We start from the raw sequence: 25,940 nt of genomic DNA, 5'->3' as shown, positions 1-25,940 counted from the left end.
AGTTATGAATAAAAGCAAAATTCGCGCCATAAAACTAAATCTTTGTCTTAACCTATTTTTCGGCGAATAAACTGTTGTGTCGCAATTTCATCAAACATCGCTTGTTCCTTTTTATTCGCTAACTTTAATAGCTTTTCATTTCTTTTATCTTTTAACGACTCTACCGCTTGCACTTTTTGTCTCTGTTTGAGCCAAACGGCCTTACATTGTGCAACAAGGGCTTGTGCTTGTCTCATGGCTATTTCTACTTGTTCTGAAGCATTATCTAATTTAATAATAAATGCATGGTAATGACTATAGGTTGAGCTATCTAAACCTTGTTCAGCTCTTTGACTTAATCGTCTCATGTATTCTAGGCGATAATCTGCGACGCCTTGAAGTCGAGATATATTTTGTTGATATTCATTTTCTGCTTGCTGCAATTGTTCAATACATGCTCGCTCTTTATCTTTCTCAAATTTTAATAGGGTCTCTAATTGGTTTTTTGCCATGATATTTTTCTCTTATCAACGTTTAAAGAAACTAACCTTGATTTTAATTTTGAGCCTGACTTTGGTTGTGCGCATGAGCAGCGGCAATAATTTCTTGAAGTTGCTCTAGACTTTGATCATAAGGAATAACTTCATTAATTTTTTGTTGTAAAAAGAAATTAATTACCGGTACAACATTGATTGACTGATCAATTCTTGGATCATTCCCCTTGGTGTATGCACCAATTGCAATTAAATCCTTATTTTCTTGATATAAAGCGTAAATTTGTTTGAGTTGTCTTGCTAACTCTTGATGCTCTTCACTGGTCACCATCGGCATAACCCGTGAAATAGAACCCTCTATGTCTACAGCAGGATAATGACCTGCATCAGCAAGCTCTCTGGATAAAACAATATGACCATCTAAAATGGCTCTGGCAGCATCTGCAATAGGGTCTTGTAAGTCATCGCCTTCGGTTAGTACAGTATAAAATGCCGTAATTGAACCTTGCCCTTCTCCTCCATTTCCCGCCCGCTCTACAAGTTGAGGTAACTTAGAAAATACAGACGGTGGATAGCCCTTAGTTGCTGGAGGCTCCCCAACAGCTAAGGCAATTTCACGCTGTGCTTGAGCGTAACGAGTTAACGAATCAAGCAGCAATAAAACATTTAAACCTTGATCACGAAAATACTCACTGATTTGGACAGCCGTTTCACATCCTTTTAAGCGCATTAAAGGGGAGTTATCGGCAGGTGCGGCTACCACAACAGATCGCTTACGTCCTTCTTCACCTAGAATCTCTTCAATAAACTCTTTAACTTCTCGCCCACGTTCCCCGACTAAACCCACCACGACGACATCAGCCGTTGTACCACGGGTCATCATACCTAAGAGTACACTTTTACCAACACCAGAACCAGCAAACAAGCCCATACGTTGCCCTTGACCAACAGTAATAAAACTATTAATTGAACGCACGCCTACATCAAGAGGCTCTTTTATCGCTCTTCTTGATAATGGATTAATTGGTTTGCTGTTATGAATATATTCGTGATTTGGTGCTATTGGTCCTAGGCCATCAATTGGCTTGCCAACACCATCAATCACCCTACCCAGTAGTGACATAGATAAAGGTAATTGCAACTTAGTACCAACAGGAAGGACTCTAGCACCTGGCAGTACACCTTTTAAACTTTCTTCAGGCATTAAAAAAGTTATGTCTTGAGCAAACCCAACAACTTCTGCAAGTAAGTCACCTTGGGAAGTTTCTACAAGGCATTGACTACCTACAGGTGCTTTCACCCCCACAGCCTCAAGCGTTAATCCTACAACCCTGACGAGTCGTCCTGCTATTGGTTGCTTGAACGGGTGAACAAATTGTTCACTTTGTTTTAATCGCTCAGTGAGACGAATACTATCAACCATGACAGTTATTACCTTTGAAAAAGAGTTTATAACGTATAACTGTGGTGTTTATGACGCTATTTATTGATGTAATGCATCCTGCAAGAACGATTCCAACACTTGCTTTAAACGAGATTTCATCTGAAGATCAATATTAGAAGTACTGTTTTCGATTTGACAACTACCTTGGCTAAATTGTGGAGCCGCTAATAATCGCCAACCTTGCTCAGTAATATATGTTTCACCAAACGCTTCTTCAACAAGTTTAATATCATCAGGATTTAAATAAATTTGTGTCTGTGCTTCTTGGCTGGGTAAACTTTTAATCCCTTGAGAAATAGCCGCAGTAAGAATATCAGGGTTAGTTTTTGCTTCTTGAAGAACAACCGCTTCGGTTAGCTGAACAACAAGCGCTAACAATTGCTCTTCTACATTTTTTTCAACGGTGCTTAATGGTGAATGCAGCTGTGAAATTAATTGCTGCCAAACCTTAGACTGCTCATTAATAACTTCTTTCCCTTGTTCTAATCCAAGTGCATTACCTTCTTCTATCCCTTGAATTTTACCTGCTTCTATCCCTTGCAGTTTTCCTTCATCATATCCTTGACTGTAACCTTCTTCCTTACCTTGGTTAAAGCCTTCATCATGTGCAGCTTGACGAATTTCTTCAATTTCTTGTGCAGTTAAAGGCTCAGGCTCTGGTGCTTCTTCTTCGGGAGGCTCATAGCGCCAGCCCTTCTTCTTACCAAACGCATTGGTTTTATTGTCATCTTTAGGCGCACTTTTTTCTTGAACATCCGGTAAACTCCACACATCAAGATCTTCTTGCTGTTTTGCTTTAATAATCTTAACAGGAGGCCCGCCATATTCACTCATCTTTTGTTACCTTTAAGCACAGTTTCAGTTTTAATTTATCGTTTGGTACAAGCTCTTATAAGAACTCATCACCACCGCCGCCACCGCCAAGCATAATTTCCCCAGCATCAGATAAACGACGAGCCACAGAAAGGATCTCTTTTTGTGCAGCTTCAACTTCACTGATACGAACTGGCCCCATGGCTTCTAGATCATCAGCCAACATCTCAGCGGCACGTTTAGACATGTTACTTAGTATTTTCTCTTTCAGCGCTTCGTCAGTACCTTTAATTGCTTTCATTAATGCTTCTTGCTGTACTTCTCGTAAAATAGCTTGCATACCTCGGTCATCAACATCAGCAAGGTTTTCAAAGACAAACATCAAGTCTTGAATTTGTTGGCTCATCTCTTCGTCATTCTCACGAATTGAGTCCATTAACATACCTTCAACGTTAGTATCTAAGTAGTTCATAATATCTGCAGCAGCTTTCAATCCACCCATCTTCGCAGCTTGCGCACCTGCTTGACCAGCAAACTGTTTCTCCATAATTTCATTTAACTCTTGAAGAGCCGCAGGTTGAACTTCTTCTAAGTTCGCTATTCGCATCATTAAATCTAAGCGTACTTTTTCAGTAAATTGTCCGACAATTTCAGCTGATTGCTCAGGCTCTAAGTACGACAAAACTATCGTTTGAATTTGTGGATGCTCGTTACGTATAATATTTGCTACTTGTTTAGAATCCATCCATTTTAGTGAATCTAAGCCTTTAGCACCGCCACCCATAACAATTTGGTCAATTAAGTTACCCGCTTTATCTTCACCTAATGCTGCCGTTAATGCTTTACGAACAAACTCTTCACTTTGGAAGCCAATAGTTGAGAAGTTTTGAATTTCGTTAATAAATAACTTATGAACAGCCGTAATTTTTTCTTGGGTAAAATCTTCCATCGCAGCCATCACAGTACCTACTTGCTGAACCTGCTTCGGCTCTAAGTGCTTCAGTATTTGGGCTGCATCTTCTTCAGACAAACTCAATAATAAAATGGCTGCTTTTTCTGCCCCTTCAAGCTTTTCAACATCAAAACCTGTTGGTGCAGCGGCTAATTCACCGATTTCTTGGGATTCATCACTCATCTTCGTTCAACCAACTTTTCACTACTTGCGATGATAACTCTGGCTCGTTCGCAACAAGTGCTCGAACCGCTTTAAGTACATCTTCATCTCGATGAAGATCAGGTAACTGTAAACTGCCATCTGGAGCAAAACCGACTGCACCAGCATCAAAATCAGACGTTAACATATCCATGGTCTCATCACCTAAATCAATATGACTGTCTAAAGACTTGTCACCATAATCCGCTGGTGTTTGATCTGGGTAAATTAAGCGTTTAAGCATTGGGCGAACAATCGCTACAATCAACACAATAATAACTAAAGCGCCTAGTGCCAATTTAAAGTATTTTAAGAACCATGGTTGTTGCCACATAGGTAATTCAACTTGATTGCCTACATCCGGTTTATTAAATGGAATGGTAACCACTTCTAATATATCACCACGTTGCAAATCAAAACCAATACTGCCTTGTAATAACCGACGAATGCTTGCTATCTCTGCAACTGAACGGGAAGCAATCGCTGCTGCGGTTGGAGCCTCGCCTTCTACATCACCTGAGGGCGCAGTGCTAGCTTCACTGACATAATCTAAAGCGACAGAAACACTCACTCTTCTTATAATACCTGCTTGCTGTTTAGTATGACTGATTGCTTCATCTAACTCATAATTTTTAGTTGATTCGCTATGTTTACGACTTGGCATGGCCTTTTTCTGACCGCCCGCCGCATTTTCAGGAATAGCAGACTCTAAAGGAGGTTGATTAGTTAAGGCACCCGCAATACCACCAATGTCACCACCAATAGTACTATTTTCAACTTTCATTTCACTGCGTAGTGCTGGTAAATCTGAATTATAGCGACGTTGTGTTTCTTCCACATTAGTGAAGTCCATCGTTACATCAACTTGAGCAGTATAATTGCCTAAACCAACAACAGGAATTAAAATACTGTCTATCTTATCTAAATATTCTTGTTCTCTTTTTTGTTCAATTTCAAATTCTTTACGTGAACGCGATGAAATTGAGTCTTGTGAGCCTGAATTGAGTAATCGGCCATTTTGATCGGTAACCGTCACTCTGTTTGGACTTAATCCTTGTACCGCTGAAGCGACGATATCAACAACAGAATCAACTTCTTCTTCAGATAAAATTCTTCCTCGCTGCATTGTCAGTACAACAGTCGCTGAAGGGTTTTTCTCTCTGCGAGCAAAGATATTTTCACGTGGAATTGCTAATAGCACTTTTGCTTTAGCAATGCTTTGTAATTGCTCTATCGTTTTGCCTAACTGCTGCTCTCTACCATATTTTAATCGTTCTCTTTCTAAACGTTGACTTACACCAAAGCCCATGTCTTTCATTAAAATTTCATCATTTTCTACAGGCTCGTTAGATAAGCCTTCTCGAGCAAGCAGTAATTTAATGTTTTTATATTCATCAGCAGGTACAGAAATAGTGTTGTTTTCTTGAGTATATTCAACATTATTCGCATCAAGGTGATCCATGGTTTTTATCAATTGCTCTGTTGGTAGCTTTGATAGCACACGATATTCAGGCTCATTGGCTAAAATAATGACAAAGATAGCGATTGCTAAACAAATACTTAAAGCAACTACTAAAGTAATTTGTCTTAAAACATCAACATTGCCTAAAGTAGCTGAAAAGCCTGACTTTTGCTCTTCTACAGCGCCATCGCCTTCATTGGCAAGCAAATCATTACTGTTATCTGAACTTATCATTGCGTTGGTATCTGACACTTTACTTCTCCGCTAAATTTGTTTTTAGCACATTCAACATGGTGAAAACCGATTTATACCGGCATACTCATAATTTCTTTGTAGGCTTCTACAAATTTATTTCTTACTTGAACCGTTGCATCAAGGGCTATACCTGATTTTGAAGAAGCAATCATAACTTCTGCTAGTGAAACATTGCGATCGCCCATTTCAAAGGCCGTTTTCTTGGCACCAGAGTCTTGTTGAAGTTCGTTCACTGTTTTCAATGCATCGGTTAACATATTGCCAAAATTACTCGTAGATGGGTTTGCTTTATTAACACTCTCAATTGATGAGGCATCAGCATTGATCGCTGTTGTACTATGTCCCATAGCTTGTAAGGACATATTCTGCATTTGTGTATAAAGTGAGTTGCCTTTGATATCCATGATAACCCTCGCGGTGTCAATTTTTTCACGTTAAAACGATTAACATGGGTAACTGCAAGCATAATGCCAAAAATAGATAGTGGCAGTTTAGATATGAATAACAATGAGTAGATATAAAAAAACACTATAATAAACATTTAGTTAATTACAGTGTTTTGATTAGATTATAGGTTTCTTTCTGTACGATTAAGCGGGGATTTCAATACCACTTTCTCGCATGCGGGCTATTTTATATCGTAAAGTACGCGGACTAATACCTAAACGCTCCGCCACTTCCTTTCTACTTCCATGACACGCTTGCAGTGTGTCTAAAATAATCTGATTTTCTTGCAGCTTTAGTTCACTTCCCAATTTGTCTTCATTACTTTCATTGCACTGACTCTCTTGCACAATGGTTGTTTCGAAGTTTTCAATCAGTAAATCTTTAGCATCAATTTCATTATTAGTATGTAAAATTAACGCACGCTGTACGACATTATCTAACTCTCTTACATTACCAGGCCAATGATAAGCATTTAACTTACTTCGAGCAGGGCCTGTAAACTCAGGAATTACCTCGCCACTTTTTTGACAATGGCGTTGAACTAAATGTTCTGCAAGTATAATAATATCATCTACTCGCTCAGATAATGGCAACCATGTTAATGGAAACACGTTTAAACGATAATATAAATCTTCTCGAAATACGCCATCAGCAACAGCCTCTTTTAAGTTTCTATTACTAGTAGCTATCACTCTCACATCAAGGCTAATCGTTTTTCTTCCGCCTAAACGTTCAACTTCTCTTTCTTGCAAGACTCTTAATATTTTTGCTTGTAAACCCAGATCCATCTCTGTAATTTCATCAAGTAAAATTGTTCCGCCTTGTGCTTGCTCAAATTTACCAGGACAAGCTTGTATTGCACCAGTAAAAGCCCCTTTTTCATAACCAAATAGAGTTGCTTCAAGCATATTTTCAGGAATAGCAGCACAGTTTATTGCAACAAAAGGTTGTTCTGCACGCGCTGAATTATTATGAACGAATTGAGCTAACACTTCTTTACCTGAGCCGCTAGGTCCTAAAATCATAACGGAGGCTTCGGTGGTGGCAACTTTTTTAGCTAAGCCTAGTAGCTCTAAGCTATTTTTATCAGCAACGACAGGTGTGTTGGTATTAATTGGTTGCACAGGTAAATACTGGCTTACCATATTTAATAAGACCTCAGGAGCAAAAGGTTTAGCGATGTAATTACACGCCCCATCTTGCATAGCCTGAACAGCATCATCAATTGTGCCATAAGCAGTCATTAACAATACCGGCAAATTAGGCTGTTGCGCTTTAATACTTTTCAATAAAGATAAGCCTGTCATACCGCCCATTTGTACATCACTGACAACTAAATCGATCAAATGCGTTTTTAGCTTTAACAAAGCGTCTTCACCAGAGTTAGCCTCTGCACATTGATACCCTGCTAAAGATAACGTATCGATAAGGGCTTCTCTTAAACCTGCATCATCTTCAACTACTAATATTTTGCGATCGTTCATGATAACTCTCCCGTCGATTTAACACACTCTAATTTGGGTAACTTAAGAATGAAGTGCGCTCCCTCTCCTGGTTGACTAATTAAACTGACTTCACCTTGATGGGCATTAATAACTGATTTAACAACGGCTAACCCTAAGCCCGTTCCTTGACTTGAAGAAGTAAAAAACGGTTGAAAAATTTTATCTTTAATCTCTGCAGATACACCTGGCCCATTATCTTTTACACTGATATATGCATCCTTATCACTGTAATGCACTTGAATGGAAACCTTTGCGTTATCATCAATAACCTGTAAAGCATTATGAATTAAATTTTGAATAGCACCTGTTAAAGCACTTTTATTTCCAAGAACTTGACCACTCTCATTTGGCAACTGCACATTAACTTCTGCGCCAGCTTTATTGACTAAAACCTCTACTCCCTGAACAGCATCATTAAGTAATTCATTTAACTCAATAGGAGAAACAACTTGTTCTGTGCCACTTTTAGAGAAAAGTAACATGTCATTCACTTGCTGCTCTAAATCTTTTAACCTTGAATTAAGCTTATCTTGGAACTTTGCTCTAGCTTGATCTGATAACTGATGACTGGCTAAGTTTGCCCCATATAATATTGCTGCTGAGAGTGGTGTTCTAATTTGATGCGCTAACGTTGAAACCATCTTCCCTAAAGAGGATAAACGTTGCATTTGACCTATTTTATCTTGTAATAACCGAGTTTCAGTAAGGTCAGTAATCATGATTAACTGACCAGGTTGATCACCTAAACTGGATATTTCCAACTTTACTCGACGGCCATCTTTTAATGAAACTTCATGCCAATCGTCTTCTCTTGGTTTAAATGAACGCTTAATGACATCAAACCACGCTTGACCAAGAATAGGCTCATCTAAAAGTAATCTAGCCACTTTATTAATCTTAGAAACAATACCGTTGCCATCTAACACAACAAGCCCTGTTGGCATAACCTCAATAAGTCGGTCTGCTAATTTATGTTGCTTTGCATGATGTTGCTCTGAGAGAAAATCATTAATGAACGGTTGTTCTACCATATTTTTGGAGTATTGAGCACGAAGCGCCGCTAATTCACCGGGAAAAGCTTCCTGCTCTAGAGGTACATCTTCACTAGCCAAAGAAGAACTGGCAATATTGAAATTGCTGTTTTTAGAGTTTTGTGTGATTGGATGTACTGCTAATGCCATAATATGGTACTCAATTAAACATAGTAATTAAGTACCATAAAGCATTTAGTGTGCCATTATTAAAACAGTGTTATTTCAGTTAATTACAGCACATATCAACAAATTTTCATGAGTCAAATATTTGTCTATCGACTATTCTGTGGGTTTTTGTAGATCATATTTTCGCATTTTTTCTACTAACGTTGTCCGTCGCATTCCAAGCGTTTCCGCTGCCCTTGCGACCACCCAATCATGCTTTTCTAATGACTGTTTAATTAAAGACACTTCAAGATCTGCCAAGTGCTCTTTTAGGTTAATGCCATCCTCTGGTAATAAACCTGCGTTAGGTAAGTTTTCCTCAATCGCTGTGTTTATGAAGTCATTTTGAGCATCAACTTCATCATATTCAAAACTAGAAAACAGCTCATTAATTGCATCTTGTTCTTGTAATTCTTCAGGATATTCTGGTTCGTATGCTTCAACATCAATATGTTGATATTTCTTGGGGAGCTCAGCAACATCAACAATTTGTTCGCCATACATAATAAGCATTCGTTCAATTAAGTTAGAAAGCTCCCTAACATTACCTGCCCAAGGATGTTCCATTAATGATTCAATAGCTTTCTCAGTAAAACGTACTGTTTTCCCTTGTTCATGCTCAAAGCGCGTTAACAGTTCCTTTAATAATAGCGGGATATCTTCTTTACGCTCTCGTAATGCGGGGGTTTCAATTGGGAAAACATTTAAGCGATAAAACAGATCTTCTCTAAAATCACCTGTCTTTATCATATCTTCTAGTTGTTGATGAGTTGCTGCGATAATACGTACATCGGCTTTTAAACTTTTACTCCCACCAACCCGCTCAAAGGTTCTTTCTTGTAGTACTCTTAACAATTTCACTTGCATCGGTTGAGGCATATCACCAATTTCATCTAAAAACAGTGTGCCACCTTCGGCTAATTCAAAGCGTCCTTTTCTAGTAGAAATAGCCCCCGTAAATGCTCCTTTCTCATGACCAAATAATTCACTCTCTAGTAATTCAGCTGGAATAGCACCACAATTTACCGGTACGAAAGCTTTGCCAGCACGTTCAGAAAGATCATGAATATTTCTTGCAACAACTTCTTTACCTGTACCAGACTCCCCTAACACTAAAACACTAGCTGGAGTTTTAGCAACCTGCTCAATTAAAAACCTTACTTGAGTCATTGGTTCACTAATTCCAACGAGCGATCGAAACAACGCAGAACGGGTTAACTTACCAGCTTGGCGAGGCAATTTATTATGGTATTGGTGACAATGGTGGATCATTTGTGTCAATTGCGCGTAATTTAACGGCGTAGATAAACAGCCAATCACATTGACATAATGCTTTAATGCATTGGCATCAATAACATCGTGAAGTAAAAAAGGTAAACTTGGATTTTCTTTTACAAGCTTATCAATACTGGGCTTAATTTCACCACAAAGCACGATAGATAAAATGCGATCACGTTGAGATAAATAGCTTGATACTTCTTCCTGTGTACACAAAATAAAATGTTCACCAACAAACGAAAATACCGTAGCAATTTGTTGTGCTCGGTCATGATCATTATCGACGACTAGAATTTGTTTATGGCCATGAAGTATCAAAGTATCTGTCATAAAATAGCTCTATAAAATGCTTATAATTAAAAAAAGTTACTCATTTATTTAATCAGATTTTAGCCATAAGAGAATATTAATCAACAAATTATTGACACTTTTTAGTTAAATGGCGTTTTTTTGACACTATCCCGACAACAAAACGCTCGTTTTTTGTACTAACTGATCCTATACTTGTATAGCTTTTACTAAAAAATGTAATCGCTAACGTTACATTGTTAGAAGTTATATTGCTAAACGTTATATTGCTAAATATTATCATTCAAAGAAAGAGTCTATTATGCCATCAGTGCCACCATTAACAGCTGGTATAGAAATCAACCGAGTCACAAGCTCCAATGCTGGCTCTTCAACAAAACCGCCCTTTTTACAATCAACGCTTGGTCAATATGCCGATGATGTCGTTAATATTTCAGGTTTAGCTCAGGAAAAACTTCAACAAGAAAACCAACTTGGAGCCGCGCAACAAATTAATGATATTGCGAATGACGTTATTAGAGTCACCTCAACCATAGGTCGCGCTAAATCTTCCGGTAACCTATCTCAAAGCCAAGCAACCGATTTATACAATAAAATCGCTAACCTTTTATAAAGACTTCTGTCTATTCTCCCCTCTAAAAAGTACACGAAAGGTGAACGATATATTTTTGACATTTTATGCCGCTTACCGATTCACGGTAAATACACTGTCTAATACCTTCAAGACACTTACATAAGCTAACTGGCTGAAAATAAAACAGCTTTTTTATAACTTTTTGCTAAAATAGTAATAAATAGTTGTATATCTAAATAGCTAGGCACATAATTTGCTAATCACAACTAAATGATATGATGACACTGCATTTTCTTGTTGTTCCATACATAGAAAAAGAAACTGTGATAAACATTACATCGTTCCATAACAAAGAATGAGGCGCAAATGACTAAATCAATGTTCGAGAATAAAAGTATTTTGATCACAGGAGGCACAGGCTCTTTTGGGAAGAAATACGTAGAAACGTTATTAAAAAGTCATAACCCCAAAAAAATAATTATTTATTCAAGGGACGAGTTAAAGCAATTTGAGATGCAGCAAGTCTTCAATCAAGATTGCATGCGATATTTTATTGGTGACGTCAGAGATAAAGAGCGTTTAATTCGCGCCATGCGAGGCGTCGACTATGTAATTCATGCAGCCGCGATGAAACAGGTGCCTGCCGCAGAATACAACCCGATGGAATGTGTCAAAACCAATATTAATGGCGCCGAAAATGTCATTGATGCAGCCTTAGACAACAATGTAGAAAAAGTTATCGCCCTCTCTACAGACAAAGCAGCAAATCCAATTAACCTATACGGGGCGACCAAACTAGCGTCGGATAAAATATTTATTGCTGCGAATAATATATCTGGCGGGCATAAAACCTCTTTCGCAGTTGTACGCTATGGCAATGTTGTCGGATCTCGAGGTTCGGTTGTTCCTTTTTTTGAAAAGCTTATCGAAGAAGGTTCAGATCACTTACCTATTACTCATGAAGAGATGACACGTTTTTGGATTTCGTTACAGCAAGGTGTCGACTTTGTGCTTAAAAACTTTTATCGCATGTCGGGTGGTGAAATTTTTGTTCCGAAAATCCCCTCAATAAAAATTACCGATCTTGCTACGGCGATGGCTCCAAACTTAGCACAAAAAGTTGTTGGTATCAGACCCGGAGAAAAGTTACATGAAGTCATGTGCCCTGGCGAGTTGTGCTATAACACCTTTGAATTTGACGATCATTTTGTAATTTCTCCTGCGATACGCTTTTTTAGTCGTGAAAATGATTTTTCCAGCAATGCGCTTAATGAAGTTGGTAAGCCTGTTCCCGAAGGCTATGAATACGATTCATTAAGTAACCCAGACTTTTTGACTATCGATGAAATTGCTCAATTTAATCAACAGGCGTGTTTATGATCCCTTACGGCAAGCAACATATATCTCAAAAAGATATTGATGCAGTTGTAGCAGTTTTAAAATCAGATAGATTAACTCAGGGACCTAAAGTACCTGAATTTGAAAACGCAATTGCACAATATTGCAACGCAACTCATGGTGTCGCAACTAATAGTGCCACTTCGGCTTTACACATAGCTTGTTTAGCACTTGATGTAGGTCATAATGATATTGTTTGGACTAGCCCAATTACATTTGTTGCCTCTGCTAATTGTGCGCTCTACTGTGGAGCAAACGTAGACTTTGTCGATATAGATCCTTGCACCGGTAATATGTCAGTCACAGCATTGGCAGAAAGACTAAAACAAGCCAACACTAAAAATAGATTACCTAAAGTACTTATTCCAGTGCATTTAGCAGGTCAGTCGTGTGACATGCATGCAATCTATCAGCTTGCTCGCCAATATAATATTAAGGTTATTGAAGACGCATCACATGCTATTGGTGCACAATATCAAAATACTCCTGTTGGCAATTGCCGTTATAGTGACATTACTGTATTTAGCTTTCATCCGGTGAAGATTATCACCAGTGCTGAAGGGGGGATGGCGACCACTAATTGCGCTAATATTGCTCAGAAAATGAAACGATTAAGAAGCCATGGTATTACGGCTGAACAAGAGCAAATGACAGAGATAAGTCACGGTCCTTGGTACTATCAGCAAATAGAATTAGGTTTTAATTATCGTATGACCGAGTTACAAGCTGCACTTGGGTTAAGTCAATTAGCTGAGTTAGAGCACTTCGTAAAAAAAAGAAACCAACTTGCTACGCTATATAATGATGCATTTACCGAATTAGCTATTTCACCATTATCTCAAGGTACATCCTGCTATAGCGCTTATCATTTATATATAATTAAGCTGCCCACGCCGAACAAAGAACAGCATAAATTACTTGTGGAAGCACTTCGTGCAAAACAAATTTTCGCACAAATTCATTATATACCAGTGCATTTACAGCCTTATTACCAAAAATTAGGCTTTAGCCAAGGAGACTTCCCTCAAGCCGAGAATTATTACCAACAAGCATTATCTTTACCTCTCTACCCTGATCTAACGCTAGAAGAGCAAACATATGTCATTAACACGGTAAAATCTCTATTATGAAATTAGCACTAGGTACTGTTCAATTTGGTTTAAACTATGGAATTAGTAATACCCAGGGGCAAACACAACCTAAAGAAGTTCATCGAATTCTAAAGTTAGCTCATAAATCAGGGATATCACTCCTTGATACCTCTTCAAGCTACGGAAATGCTGAGTCAATATTAGGCAGCTATGAACATTTAAGCGATCAATTTAACATCATCACAAAGACGGTTGCCGTTAATGATTTAACAATAGAACAAAAACATATTGAGACCATACGCATAACTCTTAAAAATTCAAGAGACCAATTAAAAACATCTCAATTATCTGGCGTACTCGTACATCAATGCGATGATTTATTTAAACACAGGGGTGAACTCATATACCAAACGTTAGCAGAACAAAAATCAGCAGGTCATATCAAAAGCATTGGCGCCTCTGTTTATCATCAACAACAAATTGATGATCTACTAGCACATTTCGATATCGATATTATTCAATTGCCCTTTAATATTTTTGATCAACGTTTACTTAATAGCGGTACATTAGATAATTTGAAGCAGCGTAATATAGAAATTCATGCTCGTTCTGTATTTCTTCAAGGTTTATTTTTTGCAGAGCAATCTCAACTGAACAACTTTTTTTCACCTGCCTTTAAACAATTAAATAACCTAAAGGCATATGCGAAGAAAAACGATATATCGTTAATTGAGTTAACCCTAAATTTTGTTAAAAATATTCCGCAGATAGATAAAATGATTTGTGGTGTAAATACCTGTAAGCAACTTGAACAACTTCTTAGCGCTAATGATAAAGATATTACTATTGAACATGCTGAACAATACGCCTTATCTGATGAAAATATTTTATCGCCAACTAATTGGCCTTAACAAGAGGACTCGACTCAAATGAGTAATCCCACAGAGCATAATAAAACATTCATTTACGGAGCCTCTTATTTAGGCCTAGCTCTTGCCCAATTATTTGAACAACAAAATATAGACTATGAATTCATTGATGCTTATGCCCCTCGAGATAGAGTGTTAGGTAAGTACCTGTATCGACCTGATGAAATTAGCGCTGAAGATAAAGCAAACGCAAAAATTTATATTTCGGTATTACTTCCCCCTGTAAAAACTGGAGTTGATGACGCTTTATTTGAACAATTAACCGAGATGGGCTTCATAAATTTAGTTTCTCCTTATCAAACCATGGAGGCATTTCCTAAAACACTCTCTATTATCAGTCACGACGGTATATTATGGCGTAACCCTAACGACGAAAACTTTACCAATCAGCAAGGCTTTGAAACGGTATTAAGTTATTTTAACGATGAAAGAAGTAAAACATTGCTCACTAATATAGCCAAATTTAGGCAATCGTTTGCTGTAAAAGATTATATTAAACCCGATTATTGCGAGGAATATTTTCCACCTGATATAGATTTATGTACAGGCCTAGATAAACTGCATATTCTTGATTGTGGTGCTTTTGATGGTGATACCATCAATCAATTTTTTACCGCATTCAAAGAGAGAATACAGTCATATAAAGCGTTTGAACTTGAAAATTACCAAGCGCTAACCAGTGCGGCGAGTAGCATCAAAAACGCATACCCTCAAGCTAATATCAACTGCTTTCCAATGGGGGTAGGTAACACAAATGAGGTATTGAGGTTCTCATCAGGCGATGGTGCGGCATCTCATATCAGTGATGAAGGCGAAACAGAGATATTTATAGTTAAGCTAGACGACACACACGCAAATTCTATGGTCAATTTAATAAAAATAGACGTTGAAGGAGCTGATCTAGATGTTATTTCAGGCGCTGCAGAGCTTATAAAACAACAGCGTCCTAATATTGCAGTATCTTGTTATCATCAGCCTGGTCACATTTGGCAAATTCCGCAATTAATTAAAACAATAAATCCAGATTATCAGCTGTTTTTAAGACAACATGGTCATTATGGCTTTGAGCTAACTTTGTACTGTATAGACAAAAGCCGCTTCAATCATGTAACTAAACCATTTTATAACTAAAGGTATTATTATGTTTCTAAGAATAACTCCATGGATCGCAGATGCCTCAATTCAGTTTTTAAACAATCTGTTTAAATGGTACCCAACATTAATTAATAAAAAATTATCTGTATTGGAATGGGGTGGCGGTAATTCAACCATCTATTTTCTACAAAAAAAATGTCAGGTATTAACTATAGAAAGTGATGACAGCTTTATAAGTGACTTATGTTTGCTTGCAGAAAAAGCCGGATTTACCGTTGCAATAACAGACAATTTAACCCAAGCCATAAGTGCTTATTCAAACAATGATCTAACCATATTAAAAGCTCAGGATTACAGTCAAATAAGTGATGGTATTTTTGAATTCAACCCATGGTCTATTGTGGTAAATGACGGTATATCTAGAAAAGAAGTGATTGAAGCAATTACTGAAAAGGCGACACAAGCAATAGTAGTATTAGATAACATAGAGTATTGCGCCAATTGGGGAAGACTTGCGCGAAGCAGTGGTAAAACGGAAACAGTACGTGCCTATCGAAAATTTATTCGTAATACACAATGGCAAAAAATCATGTTTGAACAGAGTGAAGGCCGAGATGGCCACGGTTCGCCAGACTCTACGGGCTGGGAAAGTCCAAACCGTCAAATAACAGGAATTCACTGGCAACAAGAGCATTTATTAAATGAATTAATGGTTTCTCAACTTGGTTTGCCGTTAGTTAACTCTGAAGGCATTGATGATAAAGACTTACTTTCTGTTGATGAACGTTGTCCTTTTGATTGGCAAAAAAACGAATGGGCTATTGAAGAGTATCCTGAAACACTCGATTTAAAATTAACGAGGCGCTTTGATTAACGGTAGTGACTATGTCACAAAGCATGATATTAAACTTATTCTTCCCCTGACCGATACAAAGGTAATATGACCTTTGTATAAGGGTAATCTCATGCTTAACCATTTTTTAACACGGTTAAATGAACACAGCAGTGATACAACAGCTAATTCGGTACACAAAAGAAAACCACAACCCCAATCAAAAGAGCAATTTAACAAAGCAACACACGGTATAACAGCGAAAGATATCAGTAAAAACACGACTCAGTTACATGAGTCAATACTTATTACGCCTGCACAATTAAAGCAGGAAATTGCGATTTCCCCTACTATCAAAACCTTCATTGAACAAAGTAAAACGGCAATTCAATCTATCATGAATAGCTATGATGATAGGTTATTAGTAATCATTGGCCCCTGCTCTATTCACGACCCTACTGCAGCATTAGATTACGCTAAAAAATTAAAATTGATGAGTGACGAATTTTCTCAAGAATTACTTATTGTTATGCGAGTATTTTTAGAAAAGCCACGAACAACCCTTGGCTGGAAAGGCTTAATTAACGATCCTGATCTCGATGAAAGCTTTGATGTCAATAAAGGCTTGCATAAAGCAAGAGCATTATTATTAACAATAAATAAGTTAGGCCTAGCAACCGCGACAGAGTTTCTTAACATTAATGTTGCTTCTTACATCAGTGATTTGATCTGTTGGGGCGCTATCGGTGCCCGAACTTCACAAAGCCAATCACATAGAGAATTAGCCTCGGCTTTGTCTTTTCCTGTTGGCTTTAAAAACAATACCGATGGAAATACCCAAATAGCCATTGATGCAATCACTTCCGCAAAAGAGAGTCACACGGTGTGCTTGCCAAATAACCAAGGACAGTTGTCAGTTTTAAGTACCATAGGGAACCAAAATAGTCACTTAATATTACGTGGTGGCAATCAACCAAATTATTCGCAACATAATATCAATCATACATCTGAGCGACTTAAAGAATCTCAACACTTACCAAGGTTGATGATTGATTGTAGCCATGGTAATAGCGAAAAGGATCATTTAAAACAACGCGTTGTAGCCCATGACATTGCTAATAGTATTAAACAAGGTGAAAAAACAGTATTTGGCGTAATGATAGAAAGCTTCTTAGTCGAAGGAAGACAAAGCTTAGCTGATGTTGATCATCTAACTTACGGACAAAGCACCACCGATGCCTGTATAAACCTTGAGCAAAGTTATGATGTGTTAGCTGAATTAGCTAATTCAATTAGACAAAGACGAGAGATAAATCGTCAATAATCAGCGCTATTACCTGCAAATACAGGATGAAATTATGCTTAATTATCAATATACTCAAGTAATCAAGAGATAAACTTGTTTCATACAAGTTAATAACAAAAGTAGGTGTCATATTAACGTATGTATCATTCCCGCGCGTGGCGGTAGCAAAAGAATACCAAGAAAAAATATTAAACACTTTTGTGGTAAACCTATTATTGCCTACGCCATTGAAGCTGCAATAGCTTCTGGATGCTTTGATCAAGTTATTGTTTCAACTGATGATCAAGAAATTGCGGAGGTTGCAAGAAATTTTGGTGCATCTACGCCATTCATCAGGCCTGATGAACTATCTGACGATCACTGTGGCACATTAGCTGTTATCAATCATGCGATAAACTGGTTAGCTGAATCAGGTAAACCAGCAAGCTATGTTTGCACGCTCTATGGTACATCACCATTCATTAAAGCAGACACTTTGAAAAATGCATTAAACATACTTACCTCCCAAGCAGAGAAAATATATTGCTTTGGCGTCTGTGAATATCCGGTCCCCATTCAACAGGCATTTAGCATTTCTGAGACACAAAAAATTGAAATGTTTGAACCGGAATCTTTTGGTCTTAGAACTCAAGATCTCACGCCTGCTTATTTTGATGCTGGCCAATTTTATTGGGGTACTGCACAAGGTTTTCTGTCTGAGCAATGCATGTTTTCTGATGCAGCAATACCATATATTTTACCCAAATATGAAGTTCATGATATTGATAATATCGATGACTGGGTTTTAGCCGAAGCGATGTATATTGCCTTAAACAAAATCACTTTAAGCAAAACTTCACAAGAATGACTTCAAATACCACTACGTTCATAAGAACTAATGCAGGTAAAAATACTGGTATTGGCCACCTTGTTCGTTGCCTGCAACTTGCGAAAGAACTTAAAAAACACCTAATAAATGTCGTGTTCGTACTTGATTATATTGAAGAGGCAATAGAACCCTTTTTACGAGACGTTGAAACACGGGTTCTCTATCAAGCACAACAAAATTCACTTAATGAAATCGAAGATGCAGAAAAGTTCATCGCTTTAACTGAACAATATCAAACAGGCTATATTATTATCGATGATTACCGCTTAGGAAAACTATGGGAACAAACGGTTTATTCTAAGAAGAATAATAATATTCCATTATTAGTGATTGATGACTTATTGCGTGAACATTATTGTGACTTTTTAGTCGATATGAAATGGCGAGGCGATCAAACTCAATCAGCCTACGACACTCTTACTCCTACGCACTGTATCAAATTACTTGGTTCTTCATATGTCTTACTCGATGAAAAGTACCGCTCAGTTAAAAAACCTTCAAACATAGCGGTAATAAGTGAATTTACGATAATGTTTGGCTTAGGTGGCGCAGGAGATTTATTGCAATGCCAACAATTGATAGATTACTTACTAGCTCAACAATATACTTTGGGGCTGTCTTTTAAGGTGTTAGTTGTTTTAGGACCTTTAGCCCAGAATAGTCAGCCGTTTATTGAGCATTATAATAAAAATAATAACGTTGAGCTTCTAATAGGTAAAACTGATTTATATCCTTATTTAGAAAATTGCCATTTATATATTGGCGCCGCGGGTGGTATAACCTACCAACTACTCGCATTAAAGATTCCCGCATTAACATTCGCTATTGCCGAAAACCAACACTCAGAGAAGAAGCAACTTGCTCAATTAGGTCATTATTTTCATTTAGATTCATTCAATGAAATTACAGCAGATAATTTAGTCTTTTTCGTTAAATCTGCTTGTACTTATTATCCCCGTTTAAAGTCATTAATACTTAACGCTGAACATCCCATTGATGCACTGGGTACAACAAGAGTGGTAGAAACGCTATTAGCGTTACCTACTCCAGTTACCCAAGCAAAGGCAAAGATAACGTCCAAAAACCATATAACAAGAAACCAAAAATATCTAATCGATTCAAATAATTACACATTGCGTGAAGTTAATGATGGCGATATTAATCATTATCTACAAAGTAGAAACTTGCCAAGTAACTGCCAGAATATGATTAAGTCCGCTCAAATTCCTTACTTATCTCATTACGCTTGGTGGTTTAATACTCAACGCGATTCATATTTACTTTCACACCATGGTAAACCTGTTCTGTATATATGGCATGAAATTAAAAACATTGAAGATAATACTTTCTTAATTGGTGGCTGGTTTGTTTGTGAGCGAGATATAGGTTTTCAAGAAGCATTATTAGCGCTTAATTGGCAACTTGAGCATTGTAAGAAGTTATACCCGACAACGCCTTGGCTTGCCGTTATTCATAAAGAAAATAAATTTGTTCGCTTGCTGAATAAATACCTAGGCTTCTCTGATGTTGGTACAGACCATGCATACAATAAAACGGTAAACACCCTGTTTAATGGTGCAGAGCGCGATGATTTTCACTATGTGACTTTTTGTCCTAGTAGTGAAACGAACGACATTACTTGTTAATAATTGTCTATTTACATATAAAATAAATGCGTCGCTACTTAAACCTTAGTTAAATCTTAGTTAAACCTTAGTTAAACCTTAGTTAAAGAGATTTTTATGATCACAGCATCACAAAACAAGAAACCATTAAAGTTAGGTTTTATAGGCGGCTCTGTTAAATCAGCTGTCGGGCACGCGCATTGGGTTGCGTGTCAATTAGATGAAAGGTGGCAAGTAGTTTCAGGCTGTTTTAGCCGAGATAAAGAAATCAGTATGGCCACAGGTCAAGCGTGGCATTTGCCTGAAGAAAAAGTTTATCACGATTGGCAACAATATATTAAACAAGAGAAAGCTCACTTAGATGCTGTTGTTGTGCTAACGCCAACACCACATCACCAAGAGGTAGTTTGCCAGCTACTAGAAAACGATATTGCTGTAATTTGTGAAAAAGCGATGGCTGCTAATATCGAACAATCAAAGAAAATCAAACAAGCATTAGATAACAGTAAAGGTTTTCTGGCTGTCACGTTTAATTACAGTGGTTACCCTATGGTTCGAGATTTACGACGCCATATTGAATCGGGTACGCTAGGTAAATTAAAGCAAATTCAAATTGAAATGCCTTCAGATGGTTTTATTCAAGCTGAAGATAAAATGTGTCCACAAGCATGGCGACTTCAAGATGGTGATATCCCAACACTTCTCCTTGATTTAGCGGTTCATGTACACCATTTAACTGGCTTTATTACCGACTTAAAACCACAAAGTATCAATGCAGATTTTCATCATTTTTCTATCTTTAATGATATTGTTGACGATGCCTACATGTGGGTAAACTACGAACAAGATTTTCGTGCTTCAATGTGGGTTAGTAAAACAGCTCTTGGGCATAGAAACGGCTTAAAACTTAGGATATTTGGTGATCAAGGCAGCGCAGAATGGTACCAAGAGGAGCCTGAACGCTTACATATTTATAACAAAGATTCAAGTCGAGTCACTTATGACAGAGGCAACTGTCAGTATCAAAATGAAATCAGAGACCGATTTAAACCAGGCCATCCTTCTGGTTTCATTGAAGCGTTTGCTAACTTATATACCGACATGGCTGACGCCCTTGAGCAATTTAAAGCACAAGGTGAATATAACTCTCCTTATGTTTATGGCTGGTCGCATGCCCACGAAGGTCTAGCACTTTTTCAAGCAGCCAATGTTGCTAATAAAGAAAGACGTTGGATAGATTTAACTACTTTTGAAAAGACAGAGTAATATGATGAACGATATAAACATTGGCTCAATCGCCATTGGTAAAGGTAAGCCCACCTATGTAATTGCAGAATTGTCTGGTAATCACGGTGGCAAAATATCTAAAGCAATAGAAATGATTCATGCAGCACATAAAGCAGGCGCTGATGCGATAAAAATTCAAGTTTATCGTCCCAACACTATAACGCTTAACAGCGATAAAGCTGACTTTGCTATCGCTAAAGACAACGCCTGGGCCGCTTATAAAAATCTTTATAACTTATATGAATACGCACATACTCCTTGGGAGTGGTTACCTGAGCTTTTTAAACATGCTCAAGAATTAGGAATAGAGCTATTTGGCTCCGTCTTTGATGAAACCTCAGTTGATGAGTTAGAGCAATATCCAGTTAAAGCTTATAAAATAGCTTCTCCTGAAATAGTTGATTTAGCCTTACTTGAAAAAGTAGCCAAAACAGGAAAGCCCGTCATTGTTTCCACAGGTTTGGCAAATATTGGTGATGTTTTTACCGCGGTAAGCCATTTAAAAGCGCATGGTTGCAATGACATCATTTTATTAAAATGTACCACGGCATACCCTACCCCACCCGAAGAAGTAAACCTCAAAACAGTAGCAAACCTTGAAGAAACTTTTAATTGTCATGCTGGGCTATCAGATCACACTATGGGTATTGGTGTATCAATTGCCGCAGTAGCGCTTGGTGCAAAAGTTATCGAAAAGCATATTAAATTGGCCGATGAAGTTGAAACGGTAGATAGTTTCTTTTCATTAACAATTGAAGAGTTTCAACAAATGATTGTCGAAATAAGGCGTGCTGAAAAAGCAATTGGTAAAGTCGATTATGATTTAACACCCGCTGCAAGCCTTAATAAAAATGGTCGTCGTTCACTTTACGTTAGCGCAGATATTAAAAAAGGCGAAAAGTTTACTGAGAACAATATAAAATCGGTTCGACCTGGCTTTGGCTTATCAACTAAATATAAAGCGATAGTTTTAGGTAGAGAAGCAAGTCAAGACTTAACACTAGGCGATCGTTTATCATGGGATGTAATACAATGACAGCAGTAATAGAGCAAGTTGAACAATTTATCATTGAATATATTGAAGATAACACCACAGAAGATAACATCTCTGTTAATGGCAGCAGTAACTTCGTTAATGAACAGCTACTCGACTCATTTGCAACCTTAAGTATGATAATGACGTTAGAAAGCGAATACAGTATCAAGCTTTCACCCATGGAATTAGCTGACGAACAAATGCGTGTTGTCCGCACTTTAGCAGAAAAAGTAGCGAGTAAAGTAGAGACTTAGTATTAAGTAACAGTGTAATACCTTATCAATCTTAATGAGATAGCTATCATAAAAGTCTAACTTTCATTGATAGCTTAACCCCGTAAAACAAACCCTAATAATTATTACCCAACAGGAAACTATCTATGACTGTTCTTTTTCATACGTTTCAAAAAACTGCGCAAACGTATCACAATAAAACAGCCATAATTTCAGACAATAAGCAGCATACTTATCAAGCGCTAGAATCTCTCTGCCTTGAGTGGGCTATGACATTAAGCACTTTAATAGCTGAACCAAGAGTTGCTTTTTTAACAGAAGAAGCACTTAATACTGCAGCATTATCATTAGCAATAGCTAAAATAGACGCGGTTTGTATTCCCACAAATCCTCAATTAACAAAGGAACAATTAGTTAATGGTTGGCAAGCAACCAATGTTAATATTGTCATCTATGAAAAAGAGTTCTCGGCTAAAGTACAACAATGTATGTCATTGTCAAATAGCGATCACATTCTTTTTCTTAGTATTGAAGAATTAAAAGCTAAAACTGAAAAAATACAACCTCATAATGAATCGGTCACTCAAAAGGAGCAAAGCCAGCATATACCAGTTCCAAGTGATTTTATTATTACACTGTCATCAGGCTCAACAGGAAAACCTAAACCCATAGCGTTATCACAACAATCTAAGTTAGCTAGAGCACAACAAAGTTGGCAGCTATATGATATTGATGACAATGACACCGTTTTATGTGCCTCACCTTTCTTTCACTCTTTAGGGCAGCGACTTTTTTTTGTACCATTACTAAAAGGTTGCACGTTAGTTCATCTAAAACACTTTACCCCCCAACGTTGGCTTTTAGCTGTTGAAAACCATAAAGTGAGCAAAGTAATTAGTGTTTCATCACATTTATACGCGTTAAAAGATGAGCTACTAGTGAATGCGAAACAATTACAATCGTTAAAAACTATAGTCACCTCTTCCGCGCCTATTGATAACCATTTTAAAGAGCAACTATTCAACGCCGTAGGCTGTGACTTTCATGAAATGTATGGTGCGACTGAAGTTGCGACGGCAACCAACCTATACCCGAAAGATGCAAAAGAAAAGTATACGAGTGTTGGTAGCCCCTGCCCTAATGTTGATATTAAGATTCTCGATGAGAATAAAGGTGAGCTTCCTATTAATACCATTGGAGAAATTGCCGTAAAATCTCCCTTAATTTTTAATGGGTACTACCAGCAAACACAACTAACAGATTCATCGTTTAAAGACGGGTATTTTTTAACGGGTGATTTAGGAAAAAGTGCACAAGATGGCTTTTTAACATATGTCGGCAGAAAAAAAGATATCATTATTTCTGGCGGCATCAATATTTACCCCAAAGATATCGAAACGGCTATTGCTAAACATAAAGCCATTAAAGAGATCTCTGTTATTGGCGTTGATGATAAGTTTCTTGGTGAAGTCATATTAGCGATATGTGTACCATATTTACCTTATGATGAAGAGCAGAATCAAGAGCTTAAAACCCTTGAAAAGGAATTAAGACGTATTGCCAATAAAACCTTAGCTCCTTTTCAACGGCCATTAAAATATTACTTTGAACAGTCATTGCCACTTACGCCTTCAGGCAAAACATCAAAGCTACTCATCAAAGAGCAATATAATAATTTAAATGAGGATTGGTCTGCACCGCTAAGAGCAATGTTATTTAACTTAAACTAGTTTATTGAATGTTAAAATACAAAATAAGCATTTAACTTTCAAAAGTTAAATTTAAAGTCATTTAAAATAACTAGCTCTTGGTAACAAAGCTACCTAGATAGGCTATTTAGATAAAACGTTTTAATTAAGCGTTGTATTGAATGTGCTTAATATCAACTAAAGCACATTCATACCGTTTTTTATTATCCAATAATGATTGGAAACTGACTATTAAAAAGCAGCTATTGAAAGCTAATTAAGACGATTAGTTAAACTTTCTAAACACTGGTTTAACTACATCACCTTCAACATAGCCTGCAATATTTCCTTCTTGCCTTGCTTTATTTATTACTGCAAACGCCTCTGTTATTTTTTCCATGGCGTTAGTTATTATTTGCGGGCTATGAGAGAAACTAGGCACTATATATGGCATTAACACGCCACGCTTTATTGTTTCTTGTAAAAATAATGTTCTCGTAGTCATGCAAGACTTACCATCACTTCCTAACATCGCAAAAGCAGGTTTACAATCATAGCCACCGACCTCAATCAAATCACTGATACCAGCATCTTCAGCCGCCTTACTTAATCCTTGTTTAATAAGACCACCTGTTTTCCAGATATGGTCAATAATATTATACTCTTTTATCGTATTGATAGTTTTGATCGCAGCAGCGATAGAGTGTGTTTCACCACCATGAGTCGTTGAGAGCAAAAATACTCGCTCCTGTTCTCCATCTATGCCACCTAGCTCCATAATGTCACGTCGTCCAGCTAACGCACTGACCGAGAAACCATTTGCCATTGCCTTACCAAAAGCAGCTAGATGTGGAGTAACGCCACAATACTCTTGACCACCACCTAATGAAAAACGAAAACCAGAAACCACTTCATCAAAAATTAATATCGCACCATTAATTTCACATAATTCTTTTACTGCCTGCAGAAAACCTGGCTCTGGTTCAATGAAAGAAATAGGTTCAAAAATAACGCACGCTATTTCATTAGGATATTGCATAAATAATGCAGAAAGAGAATCAATATTGTTATATTCAAATTGTAACGTCAGATCTTTGACAGCCTTTGGTACACCTCTATCAACAACGGTTGAACCAATAAACCAATCGTGAACAGCATTAAAAGCGTCTGCTGAACAACGAATTACACGCTCTTTTCCTGTATAGGCACGAGCAAGTTTAATCGATGCTGTGGTGACATCAGAGCCGTGCTTCGCTAATTTAACCATTTCAGCACAAGGTACAATATCGCAAATTAACTCAGCTAATTCACCCTCAATTATCGAAGGTCTTACAAAGTTTACCCCTTTAACCAACTCTTCGCGCACAGCATCTAATACAGGCTCATAGGCATGCCCTAACACTACGGTTCCTAATGAAAGCGCAAAATCGGTAAACTGATTATCTTCTGCATCCCATAGTTGACAACCTTTACCGCGAGTAATGACACTAGGGGCATTGGCTGGAAATTGATCATCACCTTTACTGTACGTATGCGCTCCACCGGGAATAAAACGTTTTGCACGGTCAGCGTAAAATTTATTATCATACTTTGCCAAGGTTTGCTCCACTTTAGCTATGTTTTTAAACAAGTTATTTGAT

At 37.5% G+C, this 25,940-nt stretch carries 23 protein-coding genes; 13 read left to right on the top strand and 10 right to left on the bottom strand.

The features are described 5' to 3' along the window. Positions 1–47: 47 nt before the first annotated feature. The 9 genes from fliJ to D1094_RS09925 all read right to left on the bottom strand — a co-directional run bounded on the left by fliJ (position 48) and on the right by D1094_RS09925 (position 10,359). Positions 48–491 (bottom strand): flagellar export protein FliJ, encoded by a 444-nt coding sequence (gene fliJ / locus D1094_RS09965; protein WP_118959961.1) that lies wholly within the window; start codon positions 489–491, stop codon positions 48–50. A 43-nt stretch (positions 492–534) separates the two neighbouring features. Next, positions 535–1,896: a flagellar protein export ATPase FliI gene (fliI, locus tag D1094_RS09960; RefSeq protein ID WP_118959960.1), complete on the bottom strand. Its 1,362-nt coding sequence runs from the start codon at positions 1,894–1,896 to the stop codon at positions 535–537. A gap of 60 nt (positions 1,897–1,956) precedes the next feature. Continuing rightward, positions 1,957–2,751 (bottom strand): flagellar assembly protein FliH, encoded by a 795-nt coding sequence (gene fliH / locus D1094_RS09955; protein WP_118959959.1) that lies wholly within the window; start codon positions 2,749–2,751, stop codon positions 1,957–1,959. Positions 2,752–2,806: 55 nt separating this feature from the next. Continuing rightward, the gene (fliG, locus tag D1094_RS09950; protein WP_118959958.1) at positions 2,807–3,865 is read right to left on the bottom strand and encodes a flagellar motor switch protein FliG; all 1,059 of its coding nucleotides are present in this window, start codon (positions 3,863–3,865) and stop codon (positions 2,807–2,809) included. Next, positions 3,858–5,579: a flagellar basal-body MS-ring/collar protein FliF gene (fliF, locus tag D1094_RS09945; RefSeq protein ID WP_118960168.1), complete on the bottom strand. Its 1,722-nt coding sequence runs from the start codon at positions 5,577–5,579 to the stop codon at positions 3,858–3,860. Before fliF ends, fliG begins: the two co-directional genes overlap by 8 nt. A 71-nt stretch (positions 5,580–5,650) precedes the next feature. Next, positions 5,651–6,004, bottom strand: a complete 354-nt coding sequence (gene fliE, locus D1094_RS09940) for a flagellar hook-basal body complex protein FliE (RefSeq protein ID WP_118959957.1) — start codon at positions 6,002–6,004, stop codon at positions 5,651–5,653. A gap of 186 nt (positions 6,005–6,190) precedes the next feature. Next, the gene (locus D1094_RS09935; RefSeq protein ID WP_118959956.1) at positions 6,191–7,531 is read right to left on the bottom strand and encodes a sigma-54 dependent transcriptional regulator; all 1,341 of its coding nucleotides are present in this window, start codon (positions 7,529–7,531) and stop codon (positions 6,191–6,193) included. Continuing rightward, entirely contained in the window at positions 7,528–8,733 is a 1,206-nt protein-coding gene (locus tag D1094_RS09930; protein ID WP_118959955.1) for a PAS domain-containing sensor histidine kinase, read from the bottom strand. Before D1094_RS09930 ends, D1094_RS09935 begins: the two co-directional genes overlap by 4 nt. Positions 8,734–8,865: 132 nt before the next feature. Beyond that, the gene (locus D1094_RS09925; protein ID WP_118959954.1) at positions 8,866–10,359 is read right to left on the bottom strand and encodes a sigma-54 dependent transcriptional regulator; all 1,494 of its coding nucleotides are present in this window, start codon (positions 10,357–10,359) and stop codon (positions 8,866–8,868) included. Positions 10,360–10,639: 280 nt separating this feature from the next. On the opposite strand from D1094_RS09925, the gene D1094_RS09920 reads away from it, so the two are divergent. From D1094_RS09920 to D1094_RS09860, 13 genes are all read left to right on the top strand, one after another. Next, complete coding sequence (locus D1094_RS09920; RefSeq protein ID WP_118959953.1) at positions 10,640–10,951, top strand: hypothetical protein; 312 nt, start codon at positions 10,640–10,642, stop codon at positions 10,949–10,951. 339 nt (positions 10,952–11,290) lie between these two features. Beyond that, positions 11,291–12,292, top strand: coding sequence for a UDP-N-acetylglucosamine 4,6-dehydratase (inverting) (gene pseB, locus D1094_RS09915; protein WP_118960167.1), 1,002 nt, complete (start codon positions 11,291–11,293; stop codon positions 12,290–12,292). Next, positions 12,289–13,440, top strand: a complete 1,152-nt coding sequence (gene pseC / locus D1094_RS09910; RefSeq protein WP_118959952.1) for a UDP-4-amino-4,6-dideoxy-N-acetyl-beta-L-altrosamine transaminase — start codon at positions 12,289–12,291, stop codon at positions 13,438–13,440. The genes pseB and pseC overlap by 4 nt, the downstream gene beginning before the upstream one ends. Next, on the top strand, positions 13,437–14,312 hold the full coding sequence (locus D1094_RS09905; protein WP_118959951.1) for an aldo/keto reductase: 876 nt from the start codon (positions 13,437–13,439) through the stop codon (positions 14,310–14,312). Before pseC ends, D1094_RS09905 begins: the two co-directional genes overlap by 4 nt. An 18-nt stretch (positions 14,313–14,330) precedes the next feature. Continuing rightward, on the top strand, positions 14,331–15,461 hold the full coding sequence (locus tag D1094_RS09900) for an FkbM family methyltransferase (protein WP_118959950.1): 1,131 nt from the start codon (positions 14,331–14,333) through the stop codon (positions 15,459–15,461). Positions 15,462–15,471: 10 nt separating this feature from the next. Continuing rightward, positions 15,472–16,299, top strand: a complete 828-nt coding sequence (locus D1094_RS09895; protein ID WP_118959949.1) for a hypothetical protein — start codon at positions 15,472–15,474, stop codon at positions 16,297–16,299. A 91-nt stretch (positions 16,300–16,390) separates the two neighbouring features. Next, positions 16,391–17,581, top strand: coding sequence for a 3-deoxy-7-phosphoheptulonate synthase (locus tag D1094_RS09890; protein WP_118959948.1), 1,191 nt, complete (start codon positions 16,391–16,393; stop codon positions 17,579–17,581). A gap of 82 nt (positions 17,582–17,663) precedes the next feature. Beyond that, positions 17,664–18,410, top strand: a complete 747-nt coding sequence (pseF, locus tag D1094_RS09885; RefSeq protein WP_310648348.1) for a pseudaminic acid cytidylyltransferase — start codon at positions 17,664–17,666, stop codon at positions 18,408–18,410. Next, positions 18,407–20,077 carry a UDP-2,4-diacetamido-2,4,6-trideoxy-beta-L-altropyranose hydrolase gene (gene pseG / locus D1094_RS09880; protein ID WP_118959946.1) on the top strand — a complete coding sequence of 557 codons (1,671 nt, stop codon included), beginning with the start codon at positions 18,407–18,409 and terminating at the stop codon, positions 20,075–20,077. The genes pseF and pseG overlap by 4 nt, the downstream gene beginning before the upstream one ends. 96 nt (positions 20,078–20,173) lie before the next feature. After that, a complete protein-coding gene (locus D1094_RS09875; RefSeq protein ID WP_118959945.1) occupies positions 20,174–21,322 on the top strand; it encodes a Gfo/Idh/MocA family protein in 1,149 nt (382 codons plus the stop codon). Between the two features lies 1 nt (position 21,323). Continuing rightward, positions 21,324–22,379, top strand: coding sequence for a pseudaminic acid synthase (pseI, locus tag D1094_RS09870; RefSeq protein ID WP_118959944.1), 1,056 nt, complete (start codon positions 21,324–21,326; stop codon positions 22,377–22,379). Continuing rightward, positions 22,376–22,633, top strand: a complete 258-nt coding sequence (locus D1094_RS09865; RefSeq protein WP_182440149.1) for an acyl carrier protein — start codon at positions 22,376–22,378, stop codon at positions 22,631–22,633. Before pseI ends, D1094_RS09865 begins: the two co-directional genes overlap by 4 nt. A 125-nt stretch (positions 22,634–22,758) precedes the next feature. Next, a complete protein-coding gene (locus tag D1094_RS09860) occupies positions 22,759–24,342 on the top strand; it encodes a class I adenylate-forming enzyme family protein (protein ID WP_118959942.1) in 1,584 nt (527 codons plus the stop codon). A 244-nt stretch (positions 24,343–24,586) separates the two neighbouring features. On the opposite strand, the gene D1094_RS09855 is transcribed toward D1094_RS09860, so the two are convergent. Then, positions 24,587–25,897, bottom strand: coding sequence for a glutamate-1-semialdehyde 2,1-aminomutase (locus tag D1094_RS09855; protein ID WP_118960166.1), 1,311 nt, complete (start codon positions 25,895–25,897; stop codon positions 24,587–24,589). Between the last annotated feature and the right edge of the window lie 43 nt (positions 25,898–25,940).

The organism is Colwellia sp. RSH04, from assembly GCF_003545765.1.
In the GTDB taxonomy this organism is placed as follows: domain Bacteria; phylum Pseudomonadota; class Gammaproteobacteria; order Enterobacterales; family Alteromonadaceae; genus Colwellia.
Note: the sequence above shows the minus strand (reverse complement) of the source record. Positions and strands in the feature narration are given on the sequence as shown.